This is a genomic window from Acinetobacter sp. YH16056_T (assembly GCF_024605895.1).
Classification (GTDB): Bacteria; Pseudomonadota; Gammaproteobacteria; order Pseudomonadales; family Moraxellaceae; genus Acinetobacter; species Acinetobacter amyesii.
Genome location: NZ_CP094545.1, coordinates 1,704,200 through 1,729,816, shown reverse-complemented (window position 1 = coordinate 1,729,816; position 25,617 = coordinate 1,704,200). Strand labels below are relative to the sequence as shown.

Here is a 25,617-nt window from a genome sequence, read left to right as displayed (position 1 = left end):
TTTATATGACTGATTAAATGTATGAAAATAGCATATCTTACAGTTTTACTCATGTTGAGTTCATCGTTGGTGATGGCGGCAGATAATAAGAATACAACTCAAAATTCAGAGGCTAAAAATCAAGTTGAAGCGGTGAATAGCTTTAGGGTGACAACACGTTCTGAATTGGTCGGCTTATGGGGTATGGAAATTCCGACCAATAAAAAGTGCGTTGAATATTATAATTTTAAGAGCAATAATGATGTTGTGATCAAAAGCGGTGAAGAGTGGTCATCTGGGGTATATGACTATCAACCTGCGCAAGATCCGAATGTGCAAATTCCAGCACTGATTTTACAAGTGAAATATGACAATAATCAGATGGATTGTTCGGGCAATATTCAAGATCAAACCGGCGAAATTTCACAGTACTTTGTAAAGTGGAAAAGTCCATCGGTTATTAATTTCTGTGCCAATGATCAGGCTCAGCAGTGTTTTGCGACATTGCGTCGAGTTTTGCCTTAAGCATGACTATAGATCTTTCTTATGAAAATAAAAAACCACTCATTTGAGTGGTTTTTTTGACGCTGAAGTTTTATTTCTCTTCATGTCCTTCGACTTTCTTTAATAAATGTTTTTCAAGATAGTGAATATCCATTGCTTGTTCGCAGAAATTTTTATCTTGAAGAATCAAATCTTTATGTAGCGGAATATTGGTTTTCACGCCAGTTAAGATAATCTCTTCGAGAGCTTGTTTCATGCGCGCAATAGAGGTTTCACGATCTTTACCATGCGCAATGAGTTTTGCAATCATTGAATCATAGTATGGCGGGATGCTATATCCTTGATAGATATGAGAATCTAGTCGGATACCTGCGCCGCCCGGTGCATAGAAATGATCGATTTTGCCCGGTGAAGGCATAAATGTAGATGGATCTTCTGCATTAATACGACATTCAATCGCATGACCTTTAAGTTGAATATCTTCTTGTTGAAGATCCAAACCTAAGCCAGCAGCAATGCGTAATTGTTGCTCGATAATATCTACGCCAGTCACTTGCTCAGTAACAGGATGTTCTACTTGTACACGAGTATTCATTTCAATAAAGAAGAATTCACCTTCTTCAAATAAGAACTCGAATGTACCAGCACCACGGTATTGCATCAATTTACAAGCATTTACACATGCTTCAAGAATATGCGCACGTGCTTCTTCAGGTAAACCTGGTGCAGGCGCTTCTTCAAGCACTTTTTGATGGCGACGTTGCAATGAACAGTCACGATCATAAAGGTGAATTGCATGGCCATTACCATCTGCAAGAACTTGCACTTCGACATGGCGTGGCTTTTGAAGGAAACGTTCCATATAAACGGTGTCGTCACCAAACCACATTTCCGCATCACGTTGAGCAGCTTGTACAGATTCGAGTAGTGTGTCTACACGTTCAACGATACGCATACCACGACCACCACCACCAGAGGCAGCTTTTACGATCAATGGAAATCCAATTTCTTTGGCTTCTGCCAATGCATTGTGAATCGTTACAGCATGGTCACAACCCGGAACAGTTGGTACACCAGCTTTTTTCATCGCAATAATGGCAGAAACTTTGTTCCCCATTAAGCGAATGTGTTCAGGACGCGGACCGATAAAGATAAAACCTGAGTTTTCTACAATTTCTGCAAACTCAGCGTTTTCAGATAAGAAACCATAACCTGGATGGATGGCATCTGCACTGGTGATTTCAGCCGCTGTAATAATGGCAGGGATATTGAGATAACTTTCGCTGCTGGCACCTGGTCCAATGCACACTGCTTCGTCACAGAAGCGTAAGTGCATTAGGTCTTTGTCGGCATCGGAATAAATCCCTACGGTTTTAATTCCTAAAGTTTTGCAAGCGCGGGTGATGCGGAGCGCAATCTCACCACGGTTTGCAATTAAAACTTTTTGCAACATTGTGATTCCCCGTGGTCTTAAGCGCGATAGCGGAATAATGGTTGACCGAATTGGATCACTTCGCCATTTTTAACCAAAATTTCTTCAATCACACCGCTTTGAGTTGCTTCAATTGGGTTCATGATTTTCATTGCTTCGATGATACCGAGTGTTTCACCAGCAGATACAGTTTGACCAACTTTAACAAATGGTGCTTCACCTGGATTTGGCGCAGCATAGAACACACCAACCATAGGAGACGGCTCAACAGCACCACGTGGTGAACGAGGTGCAGCAGGTGCAGCGGCGGGAGCAGCCATAGCAGGCGCAGCGGCAGCAACAACTGGATTGCGACGAGTTAGAGCGATAGATTGATCGCCTTCTTTAACTTCAATCGCCTGTAAGTCAGATTCAATCATCAAATCGATGAGTTTCTTGATTTTACGGATATCCATGAACAGTATTCCTAATTAAGATTGAGAAGTTGGTTGAATTTTTTCGATGGCGAAGTCTAGTGCTGCGGCATAGCCTTTTGCACCTAAACCACAAATAACGCCAACGGCTTTATCAGATAGATAGGAGTGATGTCTAAATGCTTCGCGAGCGTGGACATTTGATAGATGTACTTCGATAAACGGAATGGCTACACCAAGGAGGGCATCACGCACAGCAACCGAAGTATGTGTTAGGGCTGCTGGGTTAATAATGATAAATTGAACGCCTTCTTGTTGCGCTTGATGAATTCGGTCGACGACAGCGCCTTCCCAATTACTTTGGAAAGTGTCGAGAGAAATGGAAGCGTTTTGAGCCTGTGAAATCAGTTTTTGGTTAATATCTTCGAGTGTTAGATAGCCATAAACTTCGGGTTCACGTTTTCCCAGTAAGTTGAGATTCGGTCCATGAATGACCAAAATGGTCGAGCTCATTCAGCCTGCTCCAATAAAAAGTTGCAAATTTACTTTGCAAGATACCTGCAAAGTTTGCTCATTATGGCATAAAATTCCACATTTTTTTTATAATTTCTTTGAATTGACGTGAAAAGCATGTGCCGAGAATGGGCTATATAATGCGAACTTTGCATAGAATTGGCAATGTTAAAAAATTACATTTTTATCATTATATTGTAGGACATCATTTTAAACCCAATTGGCTAAAACTGTTGATATCTTTTGTGTAAACTTGCTTTATCGTGGTGCATGCGTTTAGCAATAACCAGTATAAATGATTTGAAAGGTGAGATGGCTTGTACATTTGTCTTATAGATCGTCAGTTGAACAGCCTACGCAAGCATAGTCGTAAAGATGGTATTTATACAGCGACTTAAAAAATTCTAAGGTTTAACTTATTTCACGCGTAAAGGAATCTAAATTGTTCTCAGTTTTCAATCGAGTTATTTGAAAGCATAAATCAGGTTTGTGTGCTAAGTATATAAAAATTAAAAGATAGTTACTTTTTCTATGGTTTATAAAGCATATTTCTAGGCCAATGAAATTTTTTTCATAGATGATAGGGCTCAAGCTAGATATTTTGTTTGCCTTAGCGAATTAAATATTCTGTGGGAGCATTTCCTTATAAGTAGGCAGCTTTAGATATGATGAACATTTATTGCCTAGCTAAGTCATACTTTATAGACCTATATATAAGCGTATTAACCATCCTGTGTATTTTCTAGTCAGTGTTTTGAATCTATGAAACGTACAAGGCATTGACGATTTCTTTCATAAATCATGTAAGTTTGGAAAATCGGGTATTTGTCCAAATTTGCACAGGCATTGGCAAAAGTTAAATCTGTGGTGGTAAAGAAGCTTGCTGTTTGCATGCTGATTCTATTTTTTATTCGTCTATTTCCATGTTTTAGCGGTATATGTGTTGAATAAGTTTCCTTTCTTCTTGTTTATACTTTTAGGTGGAATCTACCGCATTGAGTCTTTTGCTATAAATGAATTGATAAAACAAGGCTCGAATGCTTTCCCGCGGAAAAAATTTATCTATATAAGTGTAATTCACGGTAGAATGCCCGAAACCTATATGGCCTGAGAACAAACATGGCAAAACATACGCAAAATTCATCACCTTTGGCAGAACTGATTGCAGAACAAAAGCTTTTATGTGAAGAAGTGGGTTCTGCATATGTAGAAGTGCAGGGCGATGATGTAATTGCTGTGGCTGTTCATACCTTAAATAAAGATCCAATTGTTGGTATTCGTAAGCCTGCAGAAGGTGATGAAAATGTCAGTTGGTATATTTATGGTGGTGAGCTTGAAGGCGCAGATAACTTTGAAACAATGACTGTGCGTAAACTGCAAGATGTCGTGCCTGAAGTGCTACCATATTTAGCTTTGGATGTAGGCTATCGTTTTATGATCGATGCTGATGATTATGAAGATGTCTGGAAAGAAGGTGATGAGGCTTAGTTTATGCATTCTCCATTGATGTATAAACTGTATGTTTTTATTTTCTCGGTGTTTACTGCTTCTTTATTATATGCAAATGTGAAAGAAGCGGTTACTCCACAACTAACTCAAGCTGAATATAATGCTCAGATACAAGCATATACTGAGCAAATTAATTCAACCAAAGCCATTTTGGATGACCCAGCCTCTACAGCAACTGGTCAGCAGCAAACTCAAGCTTTTTGTTTAAGATTGAATGCATATCGACAGATTTTAGAAATTTCTCAGCAAAACTCAGCTCTTGAAATGGCCAATCTAATGCGAGTGGCTTCACAGCACTACTTACAACAACAGCAACAGAGTATGCAGTCATCTGGCTTAAACGAAAGTGCATTTTGTTCGAGTCCTACAAAATAATTTAGGTTTAAATTTCTCTTCTAAAACTTTTGGGCTCTAGTCTAACTTTCTTTCATTTTGTTCTATTTTTCATAATTCGAAATGGTCTAATATTTCAAAATTATTACAGCATTATTCACTATAGGTGCAGTTTCTAATAATCTTAGAAGTTGAAAATGTAGATTGTCAGAAAATGATATAAAATATGCTTAAAATGATAAGTCCATCACATTATTATGATTAGGTTAGAACAATTTATATGCAACAAACATCCCTGGTCCTGTTGCATAGGTCAGTACTAATACATCAACTTGTTGATGTCGTTCTCTTTTGGCCACTGAATAAGTGGCTATTTTTTTGTGAAAAATTAAATGCTTAATTGGGTGATAAATCCAATGTAGGTAACTTTTACTTAATTCCTGATTTACTATCCACACACATTGACTCATATACGACATTCTTTTCGAGTAAGATAATCAAATGATTTAAGCACTTTGAATTTTTATCGATTTCCTTTCAGTATGAGTGATGGATAAATAGACAAATATTGCGAGTATGATAAGATGATTGAACACATTATTTTTGATGTTTGAGGAGTTGTTTCCATGACAGCTTATACTTCAGTAATGAAAGCAAGCCAATATGAGGACGATATGATCCCGAGCCTTGCTATCCATGCATTTCGCCATGCTTTTGAACAAGCAAGTGCTTCATCCACTGTGGTTTATGTAAAAGGTCTACAACTGGTTCAACGTCTGCAAAATGGTCAAGAAGTACAAATAAAAGATGTTTCAGCCGACTTCGTACAAGTGGATGATCTACCTAAAATTTTAAAACGTAAAAAGAAAATAGAGGAAATTGTTTAATACATGCCTCCACAACCTCGCATTAGAATGTTCGCGGGTCCAAATGGTTCAGGTAAAAGCACAGTTAAAGAATATTTATTGCCCCATCATATTGGGGCATATTTAAATGCGGATGAACTCGAAGCTCAACTGAAACATTCACACCGGCTCAATTTGTTGGATTACCATCCCGCTTTAAAATCCGAAGCATTAATTGACTTTCTATATACGAAAAAGCGTCCCGCCGATGGAGAATTTATTCCTCTATTAGCACGTAAACCTCAGATATTAGATCCGTGGAAAATTGAGTTTCATCCAGACCAGATTGACTCGTATCTTTGTGCAAGAATTATTGATTATATCCGTTTGCAGTTTTTAGAACTAAAAATTAGTTTTACCTTTGAAACAGTGATGTCCCATATTTCAAAGGTGGAGTTTCTACGCGAAGCAAAAAGAAAAGGCTTTCGAACCTATCTGTATTATGTTTCCACTATTGATCCTGTTATCAATATTTCACGTGTTCAGTACCGAGTGAAAACGGGTGGACATGGCGTGCCAGAACAAAAAATTCGTGAACGTTATTATCGAAGTATGGATTTGTTAATGCAGGCGGTAGAAGCAACGGATCGAAGTTATTTATTTGATAACTCTGCCGATGGACAGCATGCGTCTTTCATTGCGGAAATTGAACAAGCTGAAATTTTAAAGATGAATTCAGGTATTCAGCGTTTACCGTGGTGGTTTGTAGATAAGGTGCTCAAAGAGTTTGAACCGAAGTAATATCAATCGTAAGTGATATAAAAAACAACAGGATAACTCTATGCAAAATATAGACAATGAATTACAACAACATTCAAACTCATCTCCATTAGATCAAACGGATCTAGATCAAGTCATTGAGCAGCAAGCTGAACAAGAACAGCAAAAAAACAATTCATCATTTGATCCTTTATCTTCTCTAGATTTGACCGACTTAGCTGAAATTGGTTCGAATATTATAGAATTGGGTTCAGATGCTTTAACGTGGGTGAGCGATGCACTCAGCGATATCAGTATTGATCTATAAACTATCTATTATTTCAATTAACTTCATAATAAACAGCCTTTATTGAAAAATCTCCGAGGATATATTTCGTGATTTTTCAAGTTTATAAATTATTTCTAAATAAATTAATCAAACACTCTTGAAACGTTGAATTTTTCAATCAGGAAAAGGCAAGTCAGAACGAATATTTCGGTTGGAGAGCTTGCATCTTTTTTTAAATAACATATTATAAAAACATATATTGTTTTTGTGGCTGATGAATATGCATCCATTTCTAACCGCTTTTCTCGGCGGGACCTTATTGGGCCTAGCCGCAGTTGGCTACCTATACGTACATGGTCGAATCGCCGGTATCAGTGGTTTAATTGCGCAAATGTTGAATCCTCAAACGATTTTAAAAACACCTGCGATATGGTTTTTAGCGGGACTTTTTATTGTGCCTTTTATCTACGTGAAAATGACCTCTGTGACAATTGAACTGGATGCAAGCCCATGGATGATGATCATTGCCGGGGTATTGGTTGGATTCGGAACGAGATTAGGTTCAGGTTGTACTAGCGGTCATGGCATTTGCGGTATTAGTCGTCTTTCTAAGCGTTCATTCTTTGCAACTGCTAGTTTTATGTTGGCTGGGATTATCACAGTTTATGTAATGAGACATGTAATCGGAGCTTAATGATGAAAAATATATTGGCTTTTATTTTTGGTGGAATTTTCTCATTAGGTTTAATGATTTCGGGCATGTCTAATCCAGAAAAGGTCTTAAGTTTCCTTGATATTACAGGGCAGTGGGATGCGAGTTTAGCTTTTGTGATGATGGGAGCCATTGCAGTTGCATTTATTCCATTTCAAATGGCCGTTCGTCAATCAAAACCGACAACCTTTGATGGGACGGCGATTGAATTACCGAGTAATAATCAAATTGATGCAAAACTCATCATGGGGAGTGTTATCTTTGGAATAGGTTGGGGCATTGCTGGGATTTGTCCTGCGCCAGCCTTTACTTTGATCGGGCTTGGTTATTATCAAGCGATCTATTTCGTTGTAGCGATGTTTGCGGGCGTCTATATACATCGTAAATTTTCGGGAGCAAATTAATGTCAAATCGTGCACAGGTACAACATTTTTTTGATGAAAATACCAATACATTCAGTTATGTGGTAGCCGATCCGCAAACAAACCGATGTGCGATTATAGATAGTGTATTGGATTATGATGCTGCTTCCGCAACTACTCAAACGAAGCATGCAGATTTGATTATTCATTATATCCAAGAAAATAGCCTAAGCGTAGAATGGATTTTAGAAACGCATGTGCACGCAGATCACTTAACGGCATCACAATATTTAAAACAGGTTCTTGGTGGCAAAATTGCGATGAGCCATAACATCAAGATTGTGCAGGAAACATTCAGCGCCATTTATAATTTTGATGTGAAATATTTTAATTCACATCAGTCTTTTGATTATTTATTTGCAGATCATGAGGCATTTAAAATCGGTGAGTTAAAGGCCTATAACATTCCAACGCCTGGACATACACCTGCTTGTCTGAGCTATGTGGTTGGTGATGATGCTGTGTTTGTCGGTGATACCTTATTTATGCCTGATTATGGCACAGCACGTTGTGATTTCCCCAAGGGTAGTGCGGCAGTATTATTCGACTCTGTACAAAAGATTTATCAGTTAGCACCTGAAATGCGCGTGTTTTTATGTCATGACTATTTACCAGAAAACCGGTCAAAATACTGCTGCGAAAGCAGTGTGCATGCGCAAAAACAGCAGAATATTCATATCCACGTTGATACGAAAAAAGAAGATTTTGTCACAATGCGAACTCAGCGTGACGCAAATTTGGCTATGCCCAAACTGATTTTACCTGCGATACAAATCAATATGGATGCAGGTAAATTTCCAGAACCAGAAGGGAATGGTATCCGCTATTTAAAAATTCCTTTTAATCATTTTAAATCTGCAAATTAAAGACAAAGATCTTTTAGGTTGATTGCGGTTGGCTATTTCATTTATAAAATAGCCTAAGCAAGTTAAATCATATACCACATACAAATAGCCTAAGTAAGACTAATAATTTTTAACTGTCATTTGATTTCATTCCGTCAACTAGGCATCATAATATCAACATAGCAAAGTATTCAAAAATGATCCTAAATTACGAATATCATCAAAAATTAGAGGGCGAAACGCATCCACTAGTCTTTATTCACGGTTTATTTGGCAGCCTCAGTAACCTAGGGATGCTTGCCAGAGCTTTTCAAAATTCACATTCTGTCATTCAGCTTGATTTACGAAATCATGGTAAATCACCTCAAAGTACAGAAATGAATTATCGTGAGATGGCAAACGATGTACTTGAGACATTAGATGCGATTGGTATCGATAAGTTTTCAGTGATTGGCCATTCCATGGGAGGCAAGGTCGCAATGCAATTGGCTTTAATCTCAGAGCGGGTAGAGCAACTTGTTGTATTGGATATCGCGCCCTTTGCATATCAGGAACGTCATCATGATGAAATATTTATAGCTTTGATTGCTGTACAAAATGCGCAAATTCAATCTAGACAGCAAGCGGTAGAAATTATGCGTGAGTATATTCATTCAGATATGGTGATACAGTTTCTACTCAAGTCTTTTAGCAAAGGACAATGGTTGTTTAATGTAGATGCGTTGTATAAACAGTATGACCAAATTATTGGTTGGGAAAGTATGGGAAATACTTGGCAACAGCCTGTATTGTTCCTCAAAGGTGGACAGTCACCTTATATTTCAAAAGTGGAACATACCAATACGATAGAACAACAATTTCCACATGCGAAAATTGTAGAAATAGAAGGTGCAGGCCATTGGTTACATGCAGAAAAAACAACTGAAGTTATAGAGCAAATACAAAATTATTTAGATTAATACGGTGTGCCTTCAATTATATTTTGCAGGCACAACATCGAAATACTACTCAATCGAAATGTTATTGGCTTGAAGCTGACCTTCAGAGGTGAGTAATGCCGCCATCTCTGCAGTTTTTTTCAGGCCTGGCATACGATATTCTGTATGACCATAATCTTGAATAGATTTCCAGCGTCCACCCCATGTTAAACCGACAGACTCAGCGGCTTGACCATAAAGTTGATAACCACGCATAGCCCAAGGATCTCGCTCAGTAATGACCACTTTGCCATTGCGTTTAAAGGCGACATCGGCTGCTAAACCAAACTGATGATAACTTTGGAAACCACGCGCACGAGTGGTATTTTTATTGGTGGCTAAATTATTTTGACGCTCTGGACTACGATAACCTTCAAGCAAAACCATTTCATAACCATGTTGTTCACGCATGATTTTGAACACCATCAATAAACGCTGCTTATAACGTGGGTTCATTTTATGCCATTTACGATCTGCTGAAGGCACATCCGTAGAGTATGAATGCGTATGGATATCTTGAACTTCTGGGTTAAAGCTTGAAGCCATAACAGATGGCTGCTCAATCATTGCCGCTTCTTCAGCGATTGCTTCTTGAACAAGATATTCTTCGACTTCAGGAGGCGCATCTAAAACCTGTCCATCGAGCATGGCGTAAATTTGTGGATCGACTTTACGTAAATAATCCGCTTCAACTTTGCTTGCAGTAATCGGGCGAGTAAAAGCAAATAATAAAATACTGGCAAACAGTAAGAAGCCTGCAAATAAAATCCACCATTGTTGTAAATGCCAGTGTGATTGAATCTGTTGTGGTGCTGCTGCATAGTTCAGTTCATAAGCAAAATTTTTGGCGTGCTGAATTCTTTTTTTACTTTGTGGAATGATTTGAAAGAAAAAATCCTGAACTTTAATTCTGAGTTCATAAGAAAAACAAAGCACTGTCACCAGTGCTAAGACAAAGAAACAACTAACCAAAAAAATGATCATGGAGAAACTGTAGTGCTCACAGTCGCATTGGCAGTGCTTGTTGCAGCAACCACTTTTGGACGTTTGGTTTCAGAAATTTGCGTTCCGCCCATCGGTTCTTCGAAGTGCTCATCTTCTTTCACTACTTTCGTAGATGGCTCTGTAGGCTTGGTCACCTTGGCCGTTGTTGGCGAAGCTTTTGGTTTCGCTATAGTATTTGGAATATGTGATTTAACGGTTGTTGTAGCAGCTACAACAGGGCGCTGCGGTTGGGTAATTTCAAAAGGTGAACGGTTATTCGCCACAGCTTGAACAGGCTGAGTTGCCTTAGCCGTGTTACCATGATTGAAAGCAGTAGCTAAATCATTCGAATATAAGTCATTATCCGGATCTTTTTCTTCAGTTGCATGAACGGTTTGCTGCGCTTTTTCAGCTGAAGCTTGCTCATTTTCGTTTTGACGAGGTACAGCGGATGCCTCAGTTTCAGCTTTATCTTCAGTTGGGGCAGAAGTAGTCATTTCTGCATTTGTAGGCTGATCGTCAGAATTTAGATAAAAATATCCCAGGCCAACAACAATAATCACCGCTGCACCAACAAGAAAGCCGATAGCAGCATGAGCTAAAGGCGGTAAATTATTTTTTTGAGTCGACTGTAAAATTCTAACGTTATTCGATTTTTCGTTTGCCATGGTGTCTAAGTCTTATGGTAAATGAATGGTGATATAAGCCTGTTCCGATGGGGCAGTTATGACGTTTTGATATTGTGATAACGCCTGATTATTTTGGCTAGATAACATATATCTCAGTCCACCAAATGCTAATACAGCAAACAAAGCCCAAAAGATAATGATCCAAAAAAATGGTAATTCACGGTGAATAATGTTTTTAATTTGATCCGGTAATGCCGCGAAAGGCGAAAACGCCTTTTTACCTTTCATATAATCAATTTCATCGCCGACACGTGCAACGAGTGAATTGAGCATTTCAATCGATTCAAGGCGGTATTTACCATGAAAACCAAGGAGCATGCAGTAATGATAAACTTCAAGTGCAGCTAATCGATCTTTATTTTTAGAACGAATTTGCTCTAAATTTTCAAAAAAACGATAACCAGCTAGCTGAGAACCAAAAAGACTTAATTGCAGTGGATTCATCATCCAATTGTTTTGTAAATCAAAAAAGCGAGCATCTTGTTGGGTGACAATGGTTTCATCCAGTAAAGCGCAATAAGCATATTTTGCGTCCGTGATATCTTCATTGCTGAATTGAAGCTTACGAGCTTGGCTTTCAAATCGGTTTAATAGATCCATAATTTTTGTCCTGAAGCTTTCAGGGCTTGATGGAACATATTGATTTTTGAGTAAGAAAACAATGTAAAAACCATCATGCAGTAGATCAACTAAATTAGTTGAACTGTTGATTTTCGGTTCAGCACTTGGTTTTGAAGAGCCTAATCCAATTTGACCGTCGTCAAAAAGTGAAGGGGCATTATTTGAAATATTCATGATTGCTCCTTAACCATTCATCACTGCAATAAGTTCAATCGAGATATCTTGGAAACCAGCTGGTATGTATACGCAGATGGATTCAGAATCAAGCATACGTTGATACAAATCATTATTTGGCTCAACTTCAAAATAACTCACACCTGAACGTACTGGAATTGCTGTTGGCACTTGCATCATATGTTGCAATGGAACAGCCGGTAAGGCTGCCATGACGCGCTGTTCAACATCGACAGTATTGCCGACTTTAAAGCGCAGCGGTACATAAGAAATAATGTCATGTGTAGGCATCACGCTACTTGAAACAGCTAAATACAGGCGAGAATCGCGAGTAATTTTGTCACTTTCAAGACTGCCCACCCAGTAGGATTGACGGGTTTCTTTCAAGTTAATACTGATATATCGATTTGAAATAATCGTATCGAGCAACTCACGTAAAATCACATCTAATTGAGCAAAACTTTCTTGCAAATTATGATGTTGATACTGTGGAAGCTGATCTACTTCGTAAGCTGTCGAGAAGGTGAGCAAGGAACCTGTCAGACGCAATAATTCAAAATACAAACGTTCAGGATGAATCAGTGGATATTGCAATAAATGATTTAAGGTCGCATGTGCAGTATTCAGCGCATTAACCAACCAAAACGACACAATATCGCCTGAACGGAATTCAATTAACTTTTGTTCGTTTTCACGATTATTCGATTGAATGGTTTTAATTTTAGCCTTGATGATATTGAGCGTTCGTTTAAGCCCAGTAATCAGCGAATCACACGAGCTAATATGTAATATTGGTGGGATAAATTGATAATCTAAAACAAAATTACCAGAACTTTGGCGCTTAATTCGGCCAATAGGCATGTAAAGAAAACCATCAAGATTGTGCTGTGGTTCTTGGCCTAATTCAAAGATTTTAAACTCTGCACGGCGGCGTAATAAAGTAATTTCAGCAGCCGTTGCATCTGTAAATAAATCATGAGTTTCAGTCAAATGTGAATGATAGCGACTCGATTGGGTATTTTCTTCAAAATTGACGTTTCGCTTATTCGGTTGAACAATCGGTAATGCCAAATAAATTTGCATTTCGCCGCGTAAATTTAATGAGTCGAGTAGCACGGGCTCTGGTAATAAATCTTGTGCAGGTGCTTGATAAATCTCGCCATCTTGCCAAATCATTTCAACTTTATTCAAAGCCAAAGTATTGGTACTGAGTTGTGATTCATCAAAATTTAAACTTTGAATACCATAAGCGAACGGTATCGTTGCGCGAACCGTATGGTTTAAACGCTGTTCATGATAAGCATCTTGTAATTGAAAGTGTTGTGGGCGTAAAAATAATCCTTCGCCCCATAAAATTTTTTCTGCTTTAAACATTGTTTTTACCAGTCGCTATTCGATTCATTGCTTTGTTGCTGAACACCTAACATTTCTTGTACAGCTTCAAGAGGGTTTTCATCCTTAATCACATGGGTTAACCATTCATGCAGTGGCATTTGTGACCATTTAATGGTTTTTTGCAGCATATAACTAACAGGGCTATGCGGCTCATTCACTTGAAAATAGTCAGCAATATCTTGCAAGACTTTCATGGCTTGTTCACGATTTTCAAGATGATTTTGCACTTGAGGTTTAAATTGCTGTGTATGCTGTTGTTGTATTATTTGCATATCATTCTGCACGGAAGTTACAGTGGAAAGTGTCTGGCTTTCAATTGGAGAATTTGATTGAACCTGTTCAGCGCTCGATGAATTGATAAAAGCATCTGCTTTATAGATTTTTTTCAAGCTCAAGTGAATCATTTCGATTTGAGAGTCAATGCCAGCAAAGCTTGGCGCATCTAAACCCATCAAATCATCAAGAGTCGTTTTTAAGTTTTCCCAATGGTTTAAAATATCTAAAAACTGTTGGTAATACTGGTATTGAATTGATTTTGACGTATTGAACAAGGCATGTTCAAACTGTTCCATACCATTAAAAGACTCTTCTTGATCATCATCTTCATGGTTGGATTTACGTCTTTGGTTTTGAACATGAAGTAGTCGATCATAGTCGGATAGGGAATAAGCTGCCGCGCCATGAACGATTGAAACTGATTTAATTAATGTTGGGATTTGATTAATTATCCCTTGTAATAAACCTAGACGTTGATCAAGGTCATCATCTTCAATTTCAGGATGAAGCTGCAGCCAAAAGTCTTGCAAACTTTTTTGTGTAAGTTCAATCCCTTTGGCAATCCCTTCAAAACCATGAATGTGAGTCCACGCTTCAAGCAACCAACCATATAAGCGAATATCTTTAGTTTGTTCGCGAAGTAGATCTGACGATTTTTGGTGCACAAAGCCCCAATCTGCTTGTTTCGGTTCTGCGATCCAGTCGCCTTGATCCAAGAGTGGGTCATCTTGTGTTTTAGCTTTTTTAATTGCATGAAAATCATTGGAAAATGAAAAATCACTACCGCAAGGTAAATCATCCGTAATCGGTTGCAATAAAGCGTCGAGCTCTAAACTCATATTCTACATCGTTCCTAACTTATGCTTCTAAGGTTTTAGTCTTTTTGCTGCTGCGTTTTTTCGCAGGTTTACTTTTAGGATCTAAAACATAAATAATTTCATCGTCTTTGACATCGATTTCAATGACTGATGGAATCTTTTGTTCACTCATCGCCATCAACAATTCAGTGGCTAAAGCAGGTAAGACCGTCGCATTTAAAATGTTGTCGACATTACGCGCACCACTATCGACCTCAGTACAGCGACTTAATAATAATTCGACTAAATCATCGGTATAGCGTGTTTGCGTACCATATTGTTTTTCAATACGCGCGGTGATTTTTCCTAATTTATGCTGAATAATGCGTACGAGCAGATCATCGTGCAATGGGAAATACGGCACAATACGCATACGACCTAAAAATGCCGGCTTAAATTGTTTATATAAAGCTGGTTTTAATACATCTAAAAGTTCTTCTGCTGACGGCCATTCTTCTACTGGCTGATTTAAACAGGCCTGCATAATGGCACTTGAGCCTGCATTTGAAGTCAATAAGATCGTAGTATTTTTAAAGTCAATGACACGACCTTCGCCATCTTCCAAAGTACCTTTATCGAATACTTGGTAGAATAGCTCTTGAACATCGCTGTGTGCTTTTTCAATCTCATCGAGCAAAACCACACTATATGGATTTCGGCGAACTGCTTCTGTCAGTACGCCGCCTTGGCCATAACCGACATAGCCCGGAGGGGAACCTTTTAAAGACGACACGGTATGTGCTTCTTGATACTCAGACATGTTAATGGTGATTAAATGTGACTCACCACCATATAACTCGTTTGCTAACGCAAGTGCTGTTTCGGTTTTACCCACACCACTTGGGCCAACCAGCATGAAAACGCCTTGAGGTTTATTAGGATCTTCCAATTTTGCCTTGGAGGTTTTAATGCCTTGTACCAGTTGATGCAGTGCATAATCTTGACCCATCACACGTTGTTCTAACTGTGTTTCAAGCTTCAAAATTTGCTGAATTTCATCATTCACCATTTTTCCAACTGGGATACCGGTCCAGTCTGAAATGATTTCATTAATAATTTGTGCATTCACACGTTCAAAAACCAGCGGCGTTTGACCTTGTAACGTTGCCAATTGGTTACGAATATTGCTTAAAATTTCAATATTTTCTGGTTTTTGCTCGGACTCTTGTTCAAGCGTTTTAATCTGTTGAACGATTTCGAGTTCTTTTTTCCACTGTGTTTCAGTCGACTGAATCTCTTGTTCAAGCGCGGATATTTGTGTTTTTACATTTTCAATGCGTTCGTGGTGAATAGGAATATTCTTATGTTCATTTTCAAGAATCGCCAATTCAAGCTTCAAATTATGTAATTGAGCTTGAAGTTGATCCAATTTTACTGGTTGTGCATTTTGCGTTAACGCAACACGTGCAGAAGCCGTATCTAAGACACTTATCGCTATATCAGGTAATTGACGGCCAGTGATATAACGGTGTGATGCATGGACTGCAGTAACGATAGCTTCATCGTCAATTTGTAAATTGAAATGTTTTGCCATCACGGGAATCATGGCACGCAGCATATCGATTGCGACTTCTTCAGTCGGTTCTTCAACCTGAATTACTTGGAAGCGTCGGCTTAATGCGGCATCTTTTTCAAAATACTGCTTATATTCAGCCCATGTGGTTGCGGCAATGGTTCTTAACTCACCACGTGCGAGCGCCGGTTTTAACAGGTTTGCTGCATCATTTTGACCTGCTTGACCACCCGCACCAATCAACGTGTGTGCTTCATCAATAAATAAAATGATTGGATGTGCAGAGGCTTGAACTTCATGAATAACTTGTTTTAAGCGATTTTCGAATTCACCTTTAACACTGGCACCCGCTTGTAGTAAGCCCATATCTAAAGTATGAATGCTGACATTTTTTAAAGCATCTGGAACTTGGTTGGTTGCAATTTTTAATGCCAGACCTTCAACAACGGCTGTTTTACCAACACCAGGCTCACCCGTTAAAATCGGATTGTTTTGACGACGACGCATCAAAATATCGAGCATTAAGCGGATTTCAAACTCACGACCAATCACAGGATCAATGCCACCATTTTTAGCTTTTTCAGTAAGATTAATGGTGTATTGGTCTAGAGCTGGTGTTTTAACTGGCGTAGTTGCATTCGTTTGTGCTGCTGATTTTTCATCAAGTGATGCTGTTGCTAAATCTTCATTTTCAATGCTCTTTAGGCAAAGATCTAAAAATTTATGTTTAATCGTATCGATAGGTAATAAATCGAAAAGAGAAGAAGCTCTTGCTGCAATTTGGTATAAATCTGGCGCGGTAAGGAGCGCAACAAGTAAATGACCACTACGAATTTGTGGATCTTGTTCAGCAGATGCTAATAACCAAGCTTGTTCAAGTAAGCGCACAATGGATTGGGCAAAAATAGGAGTGCGCGTATTTCCTTTTGGAAGTTGAGCAATACTTTCTTTGAGGTCATCTGCCAAACCGTCTGCAGAAACTTTGTATTTTTCTAAGAGTATTTGGAGGTCATTTTTATTGTTATAGGTTAATAATTCGAGTAAAAAATGTTCAATTTCGATTTCATAATTTTGCTGTGAAATACATGTATTGGCTGACTTTTCGAGTGAAATGCGGGTGTGAGGTGAAAGTTTAGTAATTAAAACTTTTAAATTATTCATAAATAACTCATCAAATTTAGAATCCACAGTACGAAATTTTACAAGTTTGACTGTGATCTCTTTTTTCTTGCTATAAAAATAAAAACTTTAAAATCAACACCTTATATATTATTAGTGTCTTGCTTTAGGCGATATAATACAGACTAAATAAAAAAAGGAAAAAGATTTTTTTATAAAATGAAACAAAAAAAAACAAATAGACGACAAACTTTGGAGTGTTTGGCACATTTTTGTATTGACTCTATGTGCTTATTTTTTGTTAAATCTGCAGCATATTTTTAATTTTGATAAATGAAGAGAAAACCCACGGGAACACGGGAAAATAAGTGGTGATTTCTCCACATAAATTAAGTTTTAGCACATAGAAATACAGAGGCAATTTTGAATAAATTTAGTGTTTTATTACCTATAATTTTAGCAGCCAGTTTAACACAAACCGTTTTTGCAAAAGATAAAGCGGCATCTGTGAAAAAATCCTGTTTAAAGGATTATCCACTGGCAGTAGGTGATACAGATCCAGAGATTATTGGTTTTTATAATCAATTATGTGACAAAAAAAATAAGAAAAATGAGAACTTAAAAAATGAAATCTTTGTAGATATTGCCAAAAAATATCAAGCTAATGGTTACAATTTAAAAGCATTGCAAGCGGTCAATCTGCTGCGAGAAAAGAACTATCAGTCGCCTGAACTTACTGATGTCACTTTTTTAGCAGGTATCGCTATTTCTTATAATGCGCTGAATCATATGCGGAGTAATGAAAATCGTACTCTAGATGAACAGACCTATTCTCCTGCCAAAGTGTTGTCGGATAATATTCGTTATATTCAGCCGACGATTGATAAATCTACGTCTGCTGCAGCAGATGTTCGTGAAAAAAGTACAGAATCTTCGAGCAATGTGAAATCTAAACAGACAACACCAGCTAAAAAACGAACCAATACAGCGTCTACCAAGTCTAAACAAACGACTACAGCAGCAAGCAAAAAGAAAACTACCACGACAGCAAAAACGCAGACTACAGCGAAAAAACCTGCTGCCAGTGGTTCACCTTTCGATACATTAAAAAATAAATAACAAGGAAAAGCACTCATGGCAAAACGTGAAAGTGTACAGAAAAAACTTCAACGAATTCGTCCTCCTCGTGTTCAATTGACTTACGATGTTGAAGTTGGCGACGGTAAAGAAATTAAAGAATTACCATTCGTTGTAGGGGTGTTAGGTGATTTCTCAGCGGCATCTGAAGTAGAGAAAACCAAATTAAAAGACAAGAAATTCATTAATGTTGATTTAGATAATATTGATGAAGTAATGGAGTCTTTAGCGCCACGTGCTAATTTTCAAGTTGAGAATACCTTGACTGAAGACGGTGGAAAAATGTCGGTAGATCTTACATTTAAGAGCATGGCTGATTTCACTCCAGAGCAAGTTGTACAACAGGTTGATCCATTACAAAAGTTAGTTGCCGCGCGTGAGCGTCTGTCTGACTTGCGTAATAAAATTTCAAATAATGAACGCTTAGAAGATTTACTGGATGAAGTGTTACATAACACTGATCAAATTCGTAAGTTGAGTGTGGAGGCAGAAAATGAGTAATTTTAATACTGCAACTGCTGCAAACCTTGAAGCAACTGAAGAATATTCGCTTTTAGATTCAATTGTCGAACAAAGTCGTATTGCGCGTACAGATCAAGAACATGATCGTGCAAAAAGTCTGATCGGTGAACTTGCCAAAGAAGTCATGGCAGGTACCATCACCGTTTCGGACAATATGACTTTATCAATTGATAAGCGTATTGCTGAAATTGATGCGTTGATTTCATCTCAGTTAAGTAAAATCATGCACCATGCTGAATTTCAAAAAATTGAATCGACATGGCGTGGTTTGTATTATTTCTGCCAAGAAACACCTTCAAATTCTTTAACAAAAATTCGTATGTTAAATACGACGAAAAAAGAATTGATTAAAGATTTCCAAGGTGCGACCGATTTTGACCAAAGCACGTTGTTCAAAAAAATCTATGAAGAAGAATATGGATCATTCGGTGGTGCGCCTTATGCAACATTGATTGGTGACTTTGAGTTTGACCGTACTTCATCTGATATGTATTTGCTTGAGCAAATTTCACATGTCGCTGCGGCTGCACATGCACCGTTTATTTCGGCTGCTAGCCCGAATATGTTGGGACTAGAGTCTTTTACTGATATTGATCGTCCGCGTGATGTATCTAAAATCTTTGAAACAGCAGAATATGTACAATGGCGTTCATTCCGTGAAAGTGACGATGCACGTTATGTTGCGTTGACAATGCCACGTGTTTTGGGTCGTTTGCCATATGATCCAAAAGAAGGTATTGCCACTGAAGGATTTAACTTCGTTGAAGAAGTTTCGGGCGAAAACCATAATGAATATTTATGGATGAACGCGGCTTATGCCTTTGGTACGCGTTTAACTAATGCTTTTGATATGCATGGTTGGTGTGCTGCGATTCGTGGTGTAGAAGGTGGTGGTTTAGTTGAAGGATTGCCTGTCCATACGTTCAAAACCAATGATGGTGAAGTGGTCTTTAAATGCCCAACTGAAATTGCCATTACTGACCGTCGTGAAAAAGAACTGAGTGATCTTGGTTTTATTCCGTTGGTACACTGCAAAAATACGGATTATGCTGCATTTTTCGGTGCGCAATCGACGCAAAAACCTAAAAAATATGATAGCGATACAGCAAATGCCAATTCTGCATTGTCTAGCCAGATCCAATACATCATGGCAGTTTCACGTATTGCACATTATTTAAAAGCAATGATGCGTGACAAAGTGGGTAGTTTTGCATCAGCGGGTAATGTTGAGACCTTCTTAAATGAATGGTTATCGCAATATGTATTGCTCGATGATGGTGCATCTCAAGAAGCTAAAGCTCAGTATCCATTGCGTGAAGCTTCTGTAAAAGTTGTAGAAAATCCAGCTTTGCCTGGTCACTACAAATCTGTGGTTTTCTTAAGACCACATTTCCAGTTGGATGAGTTGTCTGTTTCATTACGACTTGTGACCGAGTTACCTCAGTCCTCAAATTAATTTTGGGTCAACACTATAATAACTTTAAATAAATAGGTATTCAGAACAATGAAAGATATATACATTCAATTTCGTGGTAAGTACAAAGTAGACGGCGAATCTCGTGATGCAGAGCACAAGAGTTGGTTAGAAGTAAACTCTTGGACGCATAACATCCGTCAACCTAAATCTGCGACTTCTTCAAGTGTGGGTGGTCACACTGCAGAACGTGTAGAACATTCTGACATGGTTTTTGTTAAAGATTTAGACGCGACAAGCCCTAAACTTTGGGAAGCATGTTCAGCAGGTTATACATTTGATGAAGTTCAAATTGATTTCTACCGTGCGAATGGCGATAAACGTATTAAATATCTTCAAATCAAACTGAAACATGTGTTGGTTTCTAGTGTGACTCCAACTGTAAATGATGAAGGTGTTCCGCACGAATCATTTGGTTTGAAATATGCTGCAGTAGAGTGGACATATAACCAACAAGATATTAACGGTACTGCGAAAGGTGCTGTTACTAAGAAGTGGTCATTATCTAACAACACTGCTTCATACGCAGCGTAATAGATGGATTCAGATAGAGGCTAACTTGGGTAGCCTCTATTTTCATTTTTTTAAATATTTATAAGAAGATATGAATCTCGATCAGCTTTATCCTTACGGTTTTAGAACGACATTATTTGACCGCTTATTACCAGCAGATGCTCAGCAGACTCAAGGTCTGTCTTTGCAAGAACTTCGTGAATCTGTTGCTTCCGATTTAGAGGATCTTCTCAATAGTCGGGTGGCAAAGTTAGATGAACTGATTGATGACTTTCCATTAGCAAAAAAGTCTATTTTGCAATTTGGCATTATCGATTTTGTGGGCTTATCGACAGCAAATCCATCGGATCGCGACAAAATTTGCCAGTCAATTGAGCAATCGATTGCTGCACATGAACCGCGTTTAAAACAGATTCGAGTCGAAATGCTCATGGATGGCCATAATATGGGGGCACTATGTTTAAGTATTCAGGCATATTTAAATATTCATCCTTTATACGAACCAGTTATTTTTGATGCCTTATTAAAACCAACAACACAACAATATGTTATTTCTCCAAGAGCTTAATGAAGTGGGTTATCTGTGATTGAAGAGCTGTTACCGTATTACGAAAAACAACTACAGGAATTTGGACAACAATCCCGTGAGTTTGCCAGTAAATACCCCAAAATCGCCCAGCGTTTGTCTTTAAACCAAGAACAAATAGATGACCCGCATATTGAGCGTTTAATTCAAGCCTTTTCTTTAATTTCTGCACGGATTGATAAAAAACTTGCAGATAGTTATGACGTTTTTACTCGATCAATTTTTGAGGTGATGTTTCCTCAATATTTAAAACCATTTCCTGCATGTTCTGTGGTGAGCTTCGAAGATATAAATAAAATTAAGCAATTAACAGATCGACACGTTATTCCAAAGGCGACCAGTCTAAAAGCCAAAAGTACGCGTGGTGTTCAATGTGAATATCAGACGGTACAAGAAGTCACTTTATTACCGATTCAATTAAAACAGCTCAATTTCAAAACTCATCCATCGGCACATATGCATTTAAATCAAAATGCCACATTGAGCTTAGGATTTGAAATTTTTTCGAATAAGCACGCTTTACTCAAAAATGAAACTTTGCCGATATTTTTAGACGCTATTTCTAATTTTCCTTTACAGGTTTTAGATAGTATTTTTAAATCGACTACGAGTTTTTCGATTCGTGTGGGGCAGCACATTTTTGATATTGCCAATCCATTTGAAATTATGGGCTTTGATGAAATTCAAAGTGTTCTACCTATCGATCAACATACGCATCATGCATATCGTTTATTGATGGAATATTTTTGTGTTCCTGAAAAATTCAATTTTTTAAATCTAAATTTAGATTTCATTAAGTTTTTAAGTTTAGAACATAGTGAATTTGATGTTCAAATGCACTTTAAACTCAATTTAAATGATCAAGCGGCGATTCGAAATTATTCAGAATTAAATGCGGCAAATTTTAAATTGTTTGCTACACCAATTGTTAATCTTTTCAATAAACAAGCAGAGCCGCAAAAGATTAATCATAAGCGAATGGAATATCCATTGGTGACAGACGCACATCATCCTGAATATTTTCAAGCCTATAGCATTTTAAAAATGAACATGGTGCGTGAAAAAAGTAACCAAGATGAAGTGTATTATCCTGTACTGCCTTTTTTTGCAATGAGTCATTATCATCAAGATAAAATTCAGTTTTTTTATAGTTTAAATCCGCAGCAGATGAAGAATAAACATCAGGAATTAAACTATTCAATCATATCTCGTGCTTTAGATCCGCATAGCACTCAGTCTGATTTTATTAGTACGGAACTACTATGTAGTAATCGTGAGTTACCTTACGAAAGTTATAATAAAGATCAGAATGCATTAACACTGAATGATAGTAATTTGGCACGTCGTGCTCTGATGCTCAAACGTCCGTCGATTCCATATTATTTTGAACAAAATAAACAAGAACAGTGGCGAGTGATTTCACATTTATCTTTGAATAATATGTCTTTAATGAAAGGCGATGCGGTCTCTCATATTAAAGAACTTTTGGAATTGTATAATTTACCTAAATCAAAAGAAAACCAAATTATTATCGACTCCATAAAAAATATTCAGTTTTCTACCACGCAGAAACTTGTGGATAGTAAACCGTTTCCCTTATTTGTCAGAGGTTTAAAAGTACAGCTCGATATCGATGCGGATATATTTAGAGGACATAGCCTGTATATATTTAGTCAATTACTGGCACATATCTTTAATTTAAAAGTCAATATGAACAGCTTTGTCGATGTCTCGGTTTTTGATGCAAATAGTCAACAGGAGTTATACCAATGCGTGCAGAACGTTGGTGGCAAGAAAGCTCTGTAATTGACGGACTTTTCCAAGAACCGAAAGCCTACGAGTTTGTTCAAGCCACTCGTTTGTTAAGACATGCACCTTATGGAGCAGCTCAAGTCCATTGGGCAAATGACTTTGAGTTTAATAGTTCACTTAATCTGAACTTCCCGAATACTGAAATTGAAAGTTTAGAGTTCAATGATGAAAAAGTTGAACTGACAAATTTAATGGTGGGTTTAACGGGTATTCAAGGTGCATTACCTTATAGTTATACCAATAAGATTAAGCTCAGCGGGCGACATCAGCGACACGAAACACAAAAGTTTTTAGGGCTGTTTAATCATAAATTAACAGCACATTATGTTGATGCCAGTTTAAATTATCATTTACCTATTCGTTATGAAATCGAGCAGGATAATCACTATCTTGATATTTTACATGCATTAAATGGTTATATCCGTAGCCAGCATGATCAGCCTGATTTAGATGATTATTTTGCAGAGTTTTCAGGTTTAATGCAGGGACAAAACAATACAGCGTATGCATTAAAAACCATGCTGAACTGTATCTTTAAGCAGAATTTTGATATTCGAGAATTTATCCCTGAAACTTTTGTATTTGAAGAAGATCAGAGAACATGTTTAGGTGGATCTCAGCCGAGTTTATTGGGACTAAATACATTTTGTGGTGAAAAGATTCAACAGATTGACGAAAAAATTGAAATCGTGATTGGACCTTTAAATCATGAAGATTATTTAACATTTTTACCGAATCAGTCACGCAGCTTAAAATTAAAACAAATGATTCAAACTTGGTGCAGTCCAACATTAATGGTGGATGTGCGCTTAATTTTACAAAAAGAAGAAATAAAACCGGTGTGTTTAAATTCTTTGAGCGGAATTGGTTTAGCTCAGGGAGCATTTTTACAGCCGAATAAACAGGTCGATAATACAGAAACCTGTTATGCCTTAATGGGGAATTTATAATAATGCTGAAATTAATAATTGGTACCTTTAGTACGCTTTTTGTTTTGTGTACTGCTTTCGTGATTTTTTACTGGCGAGATACAGGCTATGACCCGACAGCTTTTGATCTGGTCACCTATTTTCTACTTCTTCCTGTCGCTTTATGTGCAATTATTTTGTCGCCTTATTTGATTTATAAGGGCATTCAACATCAAAAAGAAAAAAAACTTGAAGCTGAAAAACGTGCAGAAGAACAAGCTGAGCAACAACAACTTGATGCCATTGAACAAGCAAAACCGAAGCCTATTGATGTACAGCAATTTCGTTTAAATGTTTATTCTTCAGCGGCTTGGCATAGTTTTGGTGAAAATGAACAAATTATCCAAGATATTCAACAATTCAAAAGTCCTGAACTCGATGATAAATTATTCAATGCATACGGTTTGCCTGTTCTTTCATTTCGAATCAAAGATTTAGATGAACTCACTAATGAAGAAGCAGATGATGAATATAGTGCCATCACCATGCGTGAAAAACGAATCCAGTCACTTATTCAGCAACAACTAGAGCAACACGTTGAAAGTCTATTTTTAATTGCTGAGCATCTGAAGCAATCAGCACTCTTTTATGATAGTGAATTGGCATATCAGTACCGTATGCATCCGGGTTGGGTGGATCCAGATTATACGCAAGATGAACATCCAGAACATTTGGCGAACAATGCACAGCAAGTTTCACGTTTAAATCGTTTAAATGTCCATATTTTGCTTGCTGATAATTTGATTCATCAATGGAATGATGATTATGCCCAGATTATTCAGCAGTATCTTTCTGACGGATTTTCGATCATTCCCGAACAAATTCATATCGAGCCACATTTTATCGGCACTCAAGTCGCTTATTCAGAATGGTTAAGCATTTTAGAGATGATTTCAAAACAAAAGTTTGAAGTCAGTTTGATTCTGAATGCTGACTCTGAAATCGACCAAGAATGGATTGATGAAAAGATGTGGTTACAAGAAAAATACATTGCTGCAGAGTTTGCATCGAGTTGGTGTTTGGCTGCTTCAGACGTTCAAGTTCGAGGTTTAACTCCAAATAAAGTGCTACAAGTGGTGGCACATGAGCCTGAGTTGAAACGTCATTTAGAGCTTAAAGCACTGAATAATTTAGATCAGTATGATCAAGAACAACCCTTTTTATTGATGTTAGATGATGCAACGGATATGAAAGTGGTGAAAAAATTACAGTATAAATTTAATGAAACCGCGATTGAAACCTATCATTTTTTATATACAAAACAGAATCTTGGAAATACCCAGCAATTGGCAAAAATTTTTGGATTCATGTTGGGTATGCACTTGCCAGAAGAGTTAACTGCCATGATTTATAGCACAGACCAAGAATCGACATTTGCTTTTATTCAAGCATTTTCAGTAGAAGATGAACTTGAACAAGAAACTGTTTAATTAGAATTAAGACGA

General features: G+C 37.6%; 27 protein-coding genes. 18 read left to right on the top strand and 9 right to left on the bottom strand.

What is annotated here, in order from left to right:
* Window positions 1-21: 21 nt before the first annotated feature.
* Window positions 22-504, top strand: coding sequence for a hypothetical protein (locus tag MST17_RS08520; protein ID WP_078190792.1), 483 nt, complete (start codon window positions 22-24; stop codon window positions 502-504).
* Between the two features lie 70 nt (window positions 505-574).
* Here MST17_RS08520 and accC read toward each other — a convergent pair whose 3' ends face one another.
* From accC to aroQ, 3 genes are read right to left on the bottom strand one after another with little or no spacing between them, the layout of a single operon-like run.
* The gene (gene accC, locus MST17_RS08515; protein WP_180027204.1) at window positions 575-1,936 is read right to left on the bottom strand and encodes an acetyl-CoA carboxylase biotin carboxylase subunit; all 1,362 of its coding nucleotides are present in this window, start codon (window positions 1,934-1,936) and stop codon (window positions 575-577) included.
* Between the two features lie 17 nt (window positions 1,937-1,953).
* Window positions 1,954-2,370: an acetyl-CoA carboxylase biotin carboxyl carrier protein gene (gene accB, locus MST17_RS08510; protein WP_078190790.1), complete on the bottom strand. Its 417-nt coding sequence runs from the start codon at window positions 2,368-2,370 to the stop codon at window positions 1,954-1,956.
* Between the two features lie 15 nt (window positions 2,371-2,385).
* A complete protein-coding gene (gene aroQ, locus MST17_RS08505) occupies window positions 2,386-2,841 on the bottom strand; it encodes a type II 3-dehydroquinate dehydratase (RefSeq protein WP_078190789.1) in 456 nt (151 codons plus the stop codon).
* Between the two features lie 1,119 nt (window positions 2,842-3,960).
* Here aroQ and MST17_RS08500 point away from each other — a divergent pair.
* From MST17_RS08500 to MST17_RS08460, 9 genes are all read left to right on the top strand, one after another.
* Complete coding sequence (locus MST17_RS08500; RefSeq protein WP_078190788.1) at window positions 3,961-4,329, top strand: hypothetical protein; 369 nt, start codon at window positions 3,961-3,963, stop codon at window positions 4,327-4,329.
* Between the two features lie 3 nt (window positions 4,330-4,332).
* Window positions 4,333-4,725: a hypothetical protein gene (locus MST17_RS08495; RefSeq protein ID WP_218949232.1), complete on the top strand. Its 393-nt coding sequence runs from the start codon at window positions 4,333-4,335 to the stop codon at window positions 4,723-4,725.
* A gap of 584 nt (window positions 4,726-5,309) precedes the next feature.
* Window positions 5,310-5,570, top strand: a complete 261-nt coding sequence (locus MST17_RS08490) for a hypothetical protein (RefSeq protein WP_168379492.1) — start codon at window positions 5,310-5,312, stop codon at window positions 5,568-5,570.
* 3 nt (window positions 5,571-5,573) lie between these two features.
* Window positions 5,574-6,329, top strand: a complete 756-nt coding sequence (locus MST17_RS08485) for a zeta toxin (protein WP_257224042.1) — start codon at window positions 5,574-5,576, stop codon at window positions 6,327-6,329.
* A 40-nt stretch (window positions 6,330-6,369) separates the two neighbouring features.
* Complete coding sequence (locus MST17_RS08480) at window positions 6,370-6,615, top strand: hypothetical protein (protein WP_180008109.1); 246 nt, start codon at window positions 6,370-6,372, stop codon at window positions 6,613-6,615.
* A 241-nt stretch (window positions 6,616-6,856) separates the two neighbouring features.
* Window positions 6,857-7,270: a YeeE/YedE family protein gene (locus tag MST17_RS08475; protein WP_180027203.1), complete on the top strand. Its 414-nt coding sequence runs from the start codon at window positions 6,857-6,859 to the stop codon at window positions 7,268-7,270.
* Window positions 7,271-7,272: 2 nt separating this feature from the next.
* A complete protein-coding gene (locus tag MST17_RS08470) occupies window positions 7,273-7,692 on the top strand; it encodes a DUF6691 family protein (RefSeq protein WP_180027207.1) in 420 nt (139 codons plus the stop codon).
* Window positions 7,692-8,576, top strand: a complete 885-nt coding sequence (locus MST17_RS08465; RefSeq protein WP_180027202.1) for an MBL fold metallo-hydrolase — start codon at window positions 7,692-7,694, stop codon at window positions 8,574-8,576. Before MST17_RS08470 ends, MST17_RS08465 begins: the two co-directional genes overlap by 1 nt.
* A gap of 176 nt (window positions 8,577-8,752) precedes the next feature.
* On the top strand, window positions 8,753-9,514 hold the full coding sequence (locus MST17_RS08460; RefSeq protein WP_180027201.1) for an alpha/beta fold hydrolase: 762 nt from the start codon (window positions 8,753-8,755) through the stop codon (window positions 9,512-9,514).
* Window positions 9,515-9,559: 45 nt separating this feature from the next.
* Here the strand turns inward: MST17_RS08460 and MST17_RS08455 are convergent, their stop codons facing one another.
* The 6 genes from MST17_RS08455 to tssH are packed head-to-tail and all read right to left on the bottom strand — an operon-like array spanning window position 9,560 to window position 17,202.
* Window positions 9,560-10,516, bottom strand: coding sequence for a M15 family metallopeptidase (locus MST17_RS08455; protein WP_180008112.1), 957 nt, complete (start codon window positions 10,514-10,516; stop codon window positions 9,560-9,562).
* Complete coding sequence (locus tag MST17_RS08450) at window positions 10,513-11,184, bottom strand: hypothetical protein (protein WP_180027200.1); 672 nt, start codon at window positions 11,182-11,184, stop codon at window positions 10,513-10,515. The genes MST17_RS08455 and MST17_RS08450 overlap by 4 nt, the downstream gene beginning before the upstream one ends.
* A 12-nt stretch (window positions 11,185-11,196) precedes the next feature.
* Window positions 11,197-12,000 (bottom strand): type IVB secretion system protein IcmH/DotU, encoded by an 804-nt coding sequence (icmH, locus tag MST17_RS08445; protein WP_111885479.1) that lies wholly within the window; start codon window positions 11,998-12,000, stop codon window positions 11,197-11,199.
* 9 nt (window positions 12,001-12,009) lie between these two features.
* Window positions 12,010-13,374: a type VI secretion system baseplate subunit TssK gene (gene tssK / locus MST17_RS08440; protein WP_180027199.1), complete on the bottom strand. Its 1,365-nt coding sequence runs from the start codon at window positions 13,372-13,374 to the stop codon at window positions 12,010-12,012.
* 5 nt (window positions 13,375-13,379) lie between these two features.
* Entirely contained in the window at window positions 13,380-14,510 is a 1,131-nt protein-coding gene (gene tssA / locus MST17_RS08435; protein WP_180027198.1) for a type VI secretion system protein TssA, read from the bottom strand.
* 19 nt (window positions 14,511-14,529) lie between these two features.
* Window positions 14,530-17,202, bottom strand: a complete 2,673-nt coding sequence (gene tssH / locus MST17_RS08430) for a type VI secretion system ATPase TssH (RefSeq protein ID WP_180027197.1) — start codon at window positions 17,200-17,202, stop codon at window positions 14,530-14,532.
* Window positions 17,203-17,583: 381 nt separating this feature from the next.
* Between tssH and MST17_RS08425 the strand changes: the two genes are divergently transcribed.
* From MST17_RS08425 to MST17_RS08390, 8 genes are all read left to right on the top strand, one after another.
* A complete protein-coding gene (locus tag MST17_RS08425; protein ID WP_111885475.1) occupies window positions 17,584-18,279 on the top strand; it encodes a hypothetical protein in 696 nt (231 codons plus the stop codon).
* A 15-nt stretch (window positions 18,280-18,294) separates the two neighbouring features.
* Entirely contained in the window at window positions 18,295-18,798 is a 504-nt protein-coding gene (gene tssB, locus MST17_RS08420) for a type VI secretion system contractile sheath small subunit (protein ID WP_078193364.1), read from the top strand.
* On the top strand, window positions 18,791-20,275 hold the full coding sequence (gene tssC, locus MST17_RS08415) for a type VI secretion system contractile sheath large subunit (protein ID WP_180022645.1): 1,485 nt from the start codon (window positions 18,791-18,793) through the stop codon (window positions 20,273-20,275). Before tssB ends, tssC begins: the two co-directional genes overlap by 8 nt.
* 48 nt (window positions 20,276-20,323) lie before the next feature.
* Complete coding sequence (locus MST17_RS08410; protein ID WP_078190771.1) at window positions 20,324-20,827, top strand: type VI secretion system tube protein Hcp; 504 nt, start codon at window positions 20,324-20,326, stop codon at window positions 20,825-20,827.
* A gap of 70 nt (window positions 20,828-20,897) precedes the next feature.
* Window positions 20,898-21,374, top strand: a complete 477-nt coding sequence (gene tssE, locus MST17_RS08405) for a type VI secretion system baseplate subunit TssE (protein WP_078190770.1) — start codon at window positions 20,898-20,900, stop codon at window positions 21,372-21,374.
* A gap of 15 nt (window positions 21,375-21,389) precedes the next feature.
* Entirely contained in the window at window positions 21,390-23,198 is a 1,809-nt protein-coding gene (gene tssF / locus MST17_RS08400; protein WP_180027196.1) for a type VI secretion system baseplate subunit TssF, read from the top strand.
* Window positions 23,162-24,154 carry a type VI secretion system baseplate subunit TssG gene (gene tssG, locus MST17_RS08395; RefSeq protein WP_168379478.1) on the top strand — a complete coding sequence of 331 codons (993 nt, stop codon included), beginning with the start codon at window positions 23,162-23,164 and terminating at the stop codon, window positions 24,152-24,154. The genes tssF and tssG overlap by 37 nt, the downstream gene beginning before the upstream one ends.
* A gap of 2 nt (window positions 24,155-24,156) precedes the next feature.
* Window positions 24,157-25,602, top strand: coding sequence for a hypothetical protein (locus MST17_RS08390; protein ID WP_168379477.1), 1,446 nt, complete (start codon window positions 24,157-24,159; stop codon window positions 25,600-25,602).
* Window positions 25,603-25,617: the final 15 nt, after the last annotated feature.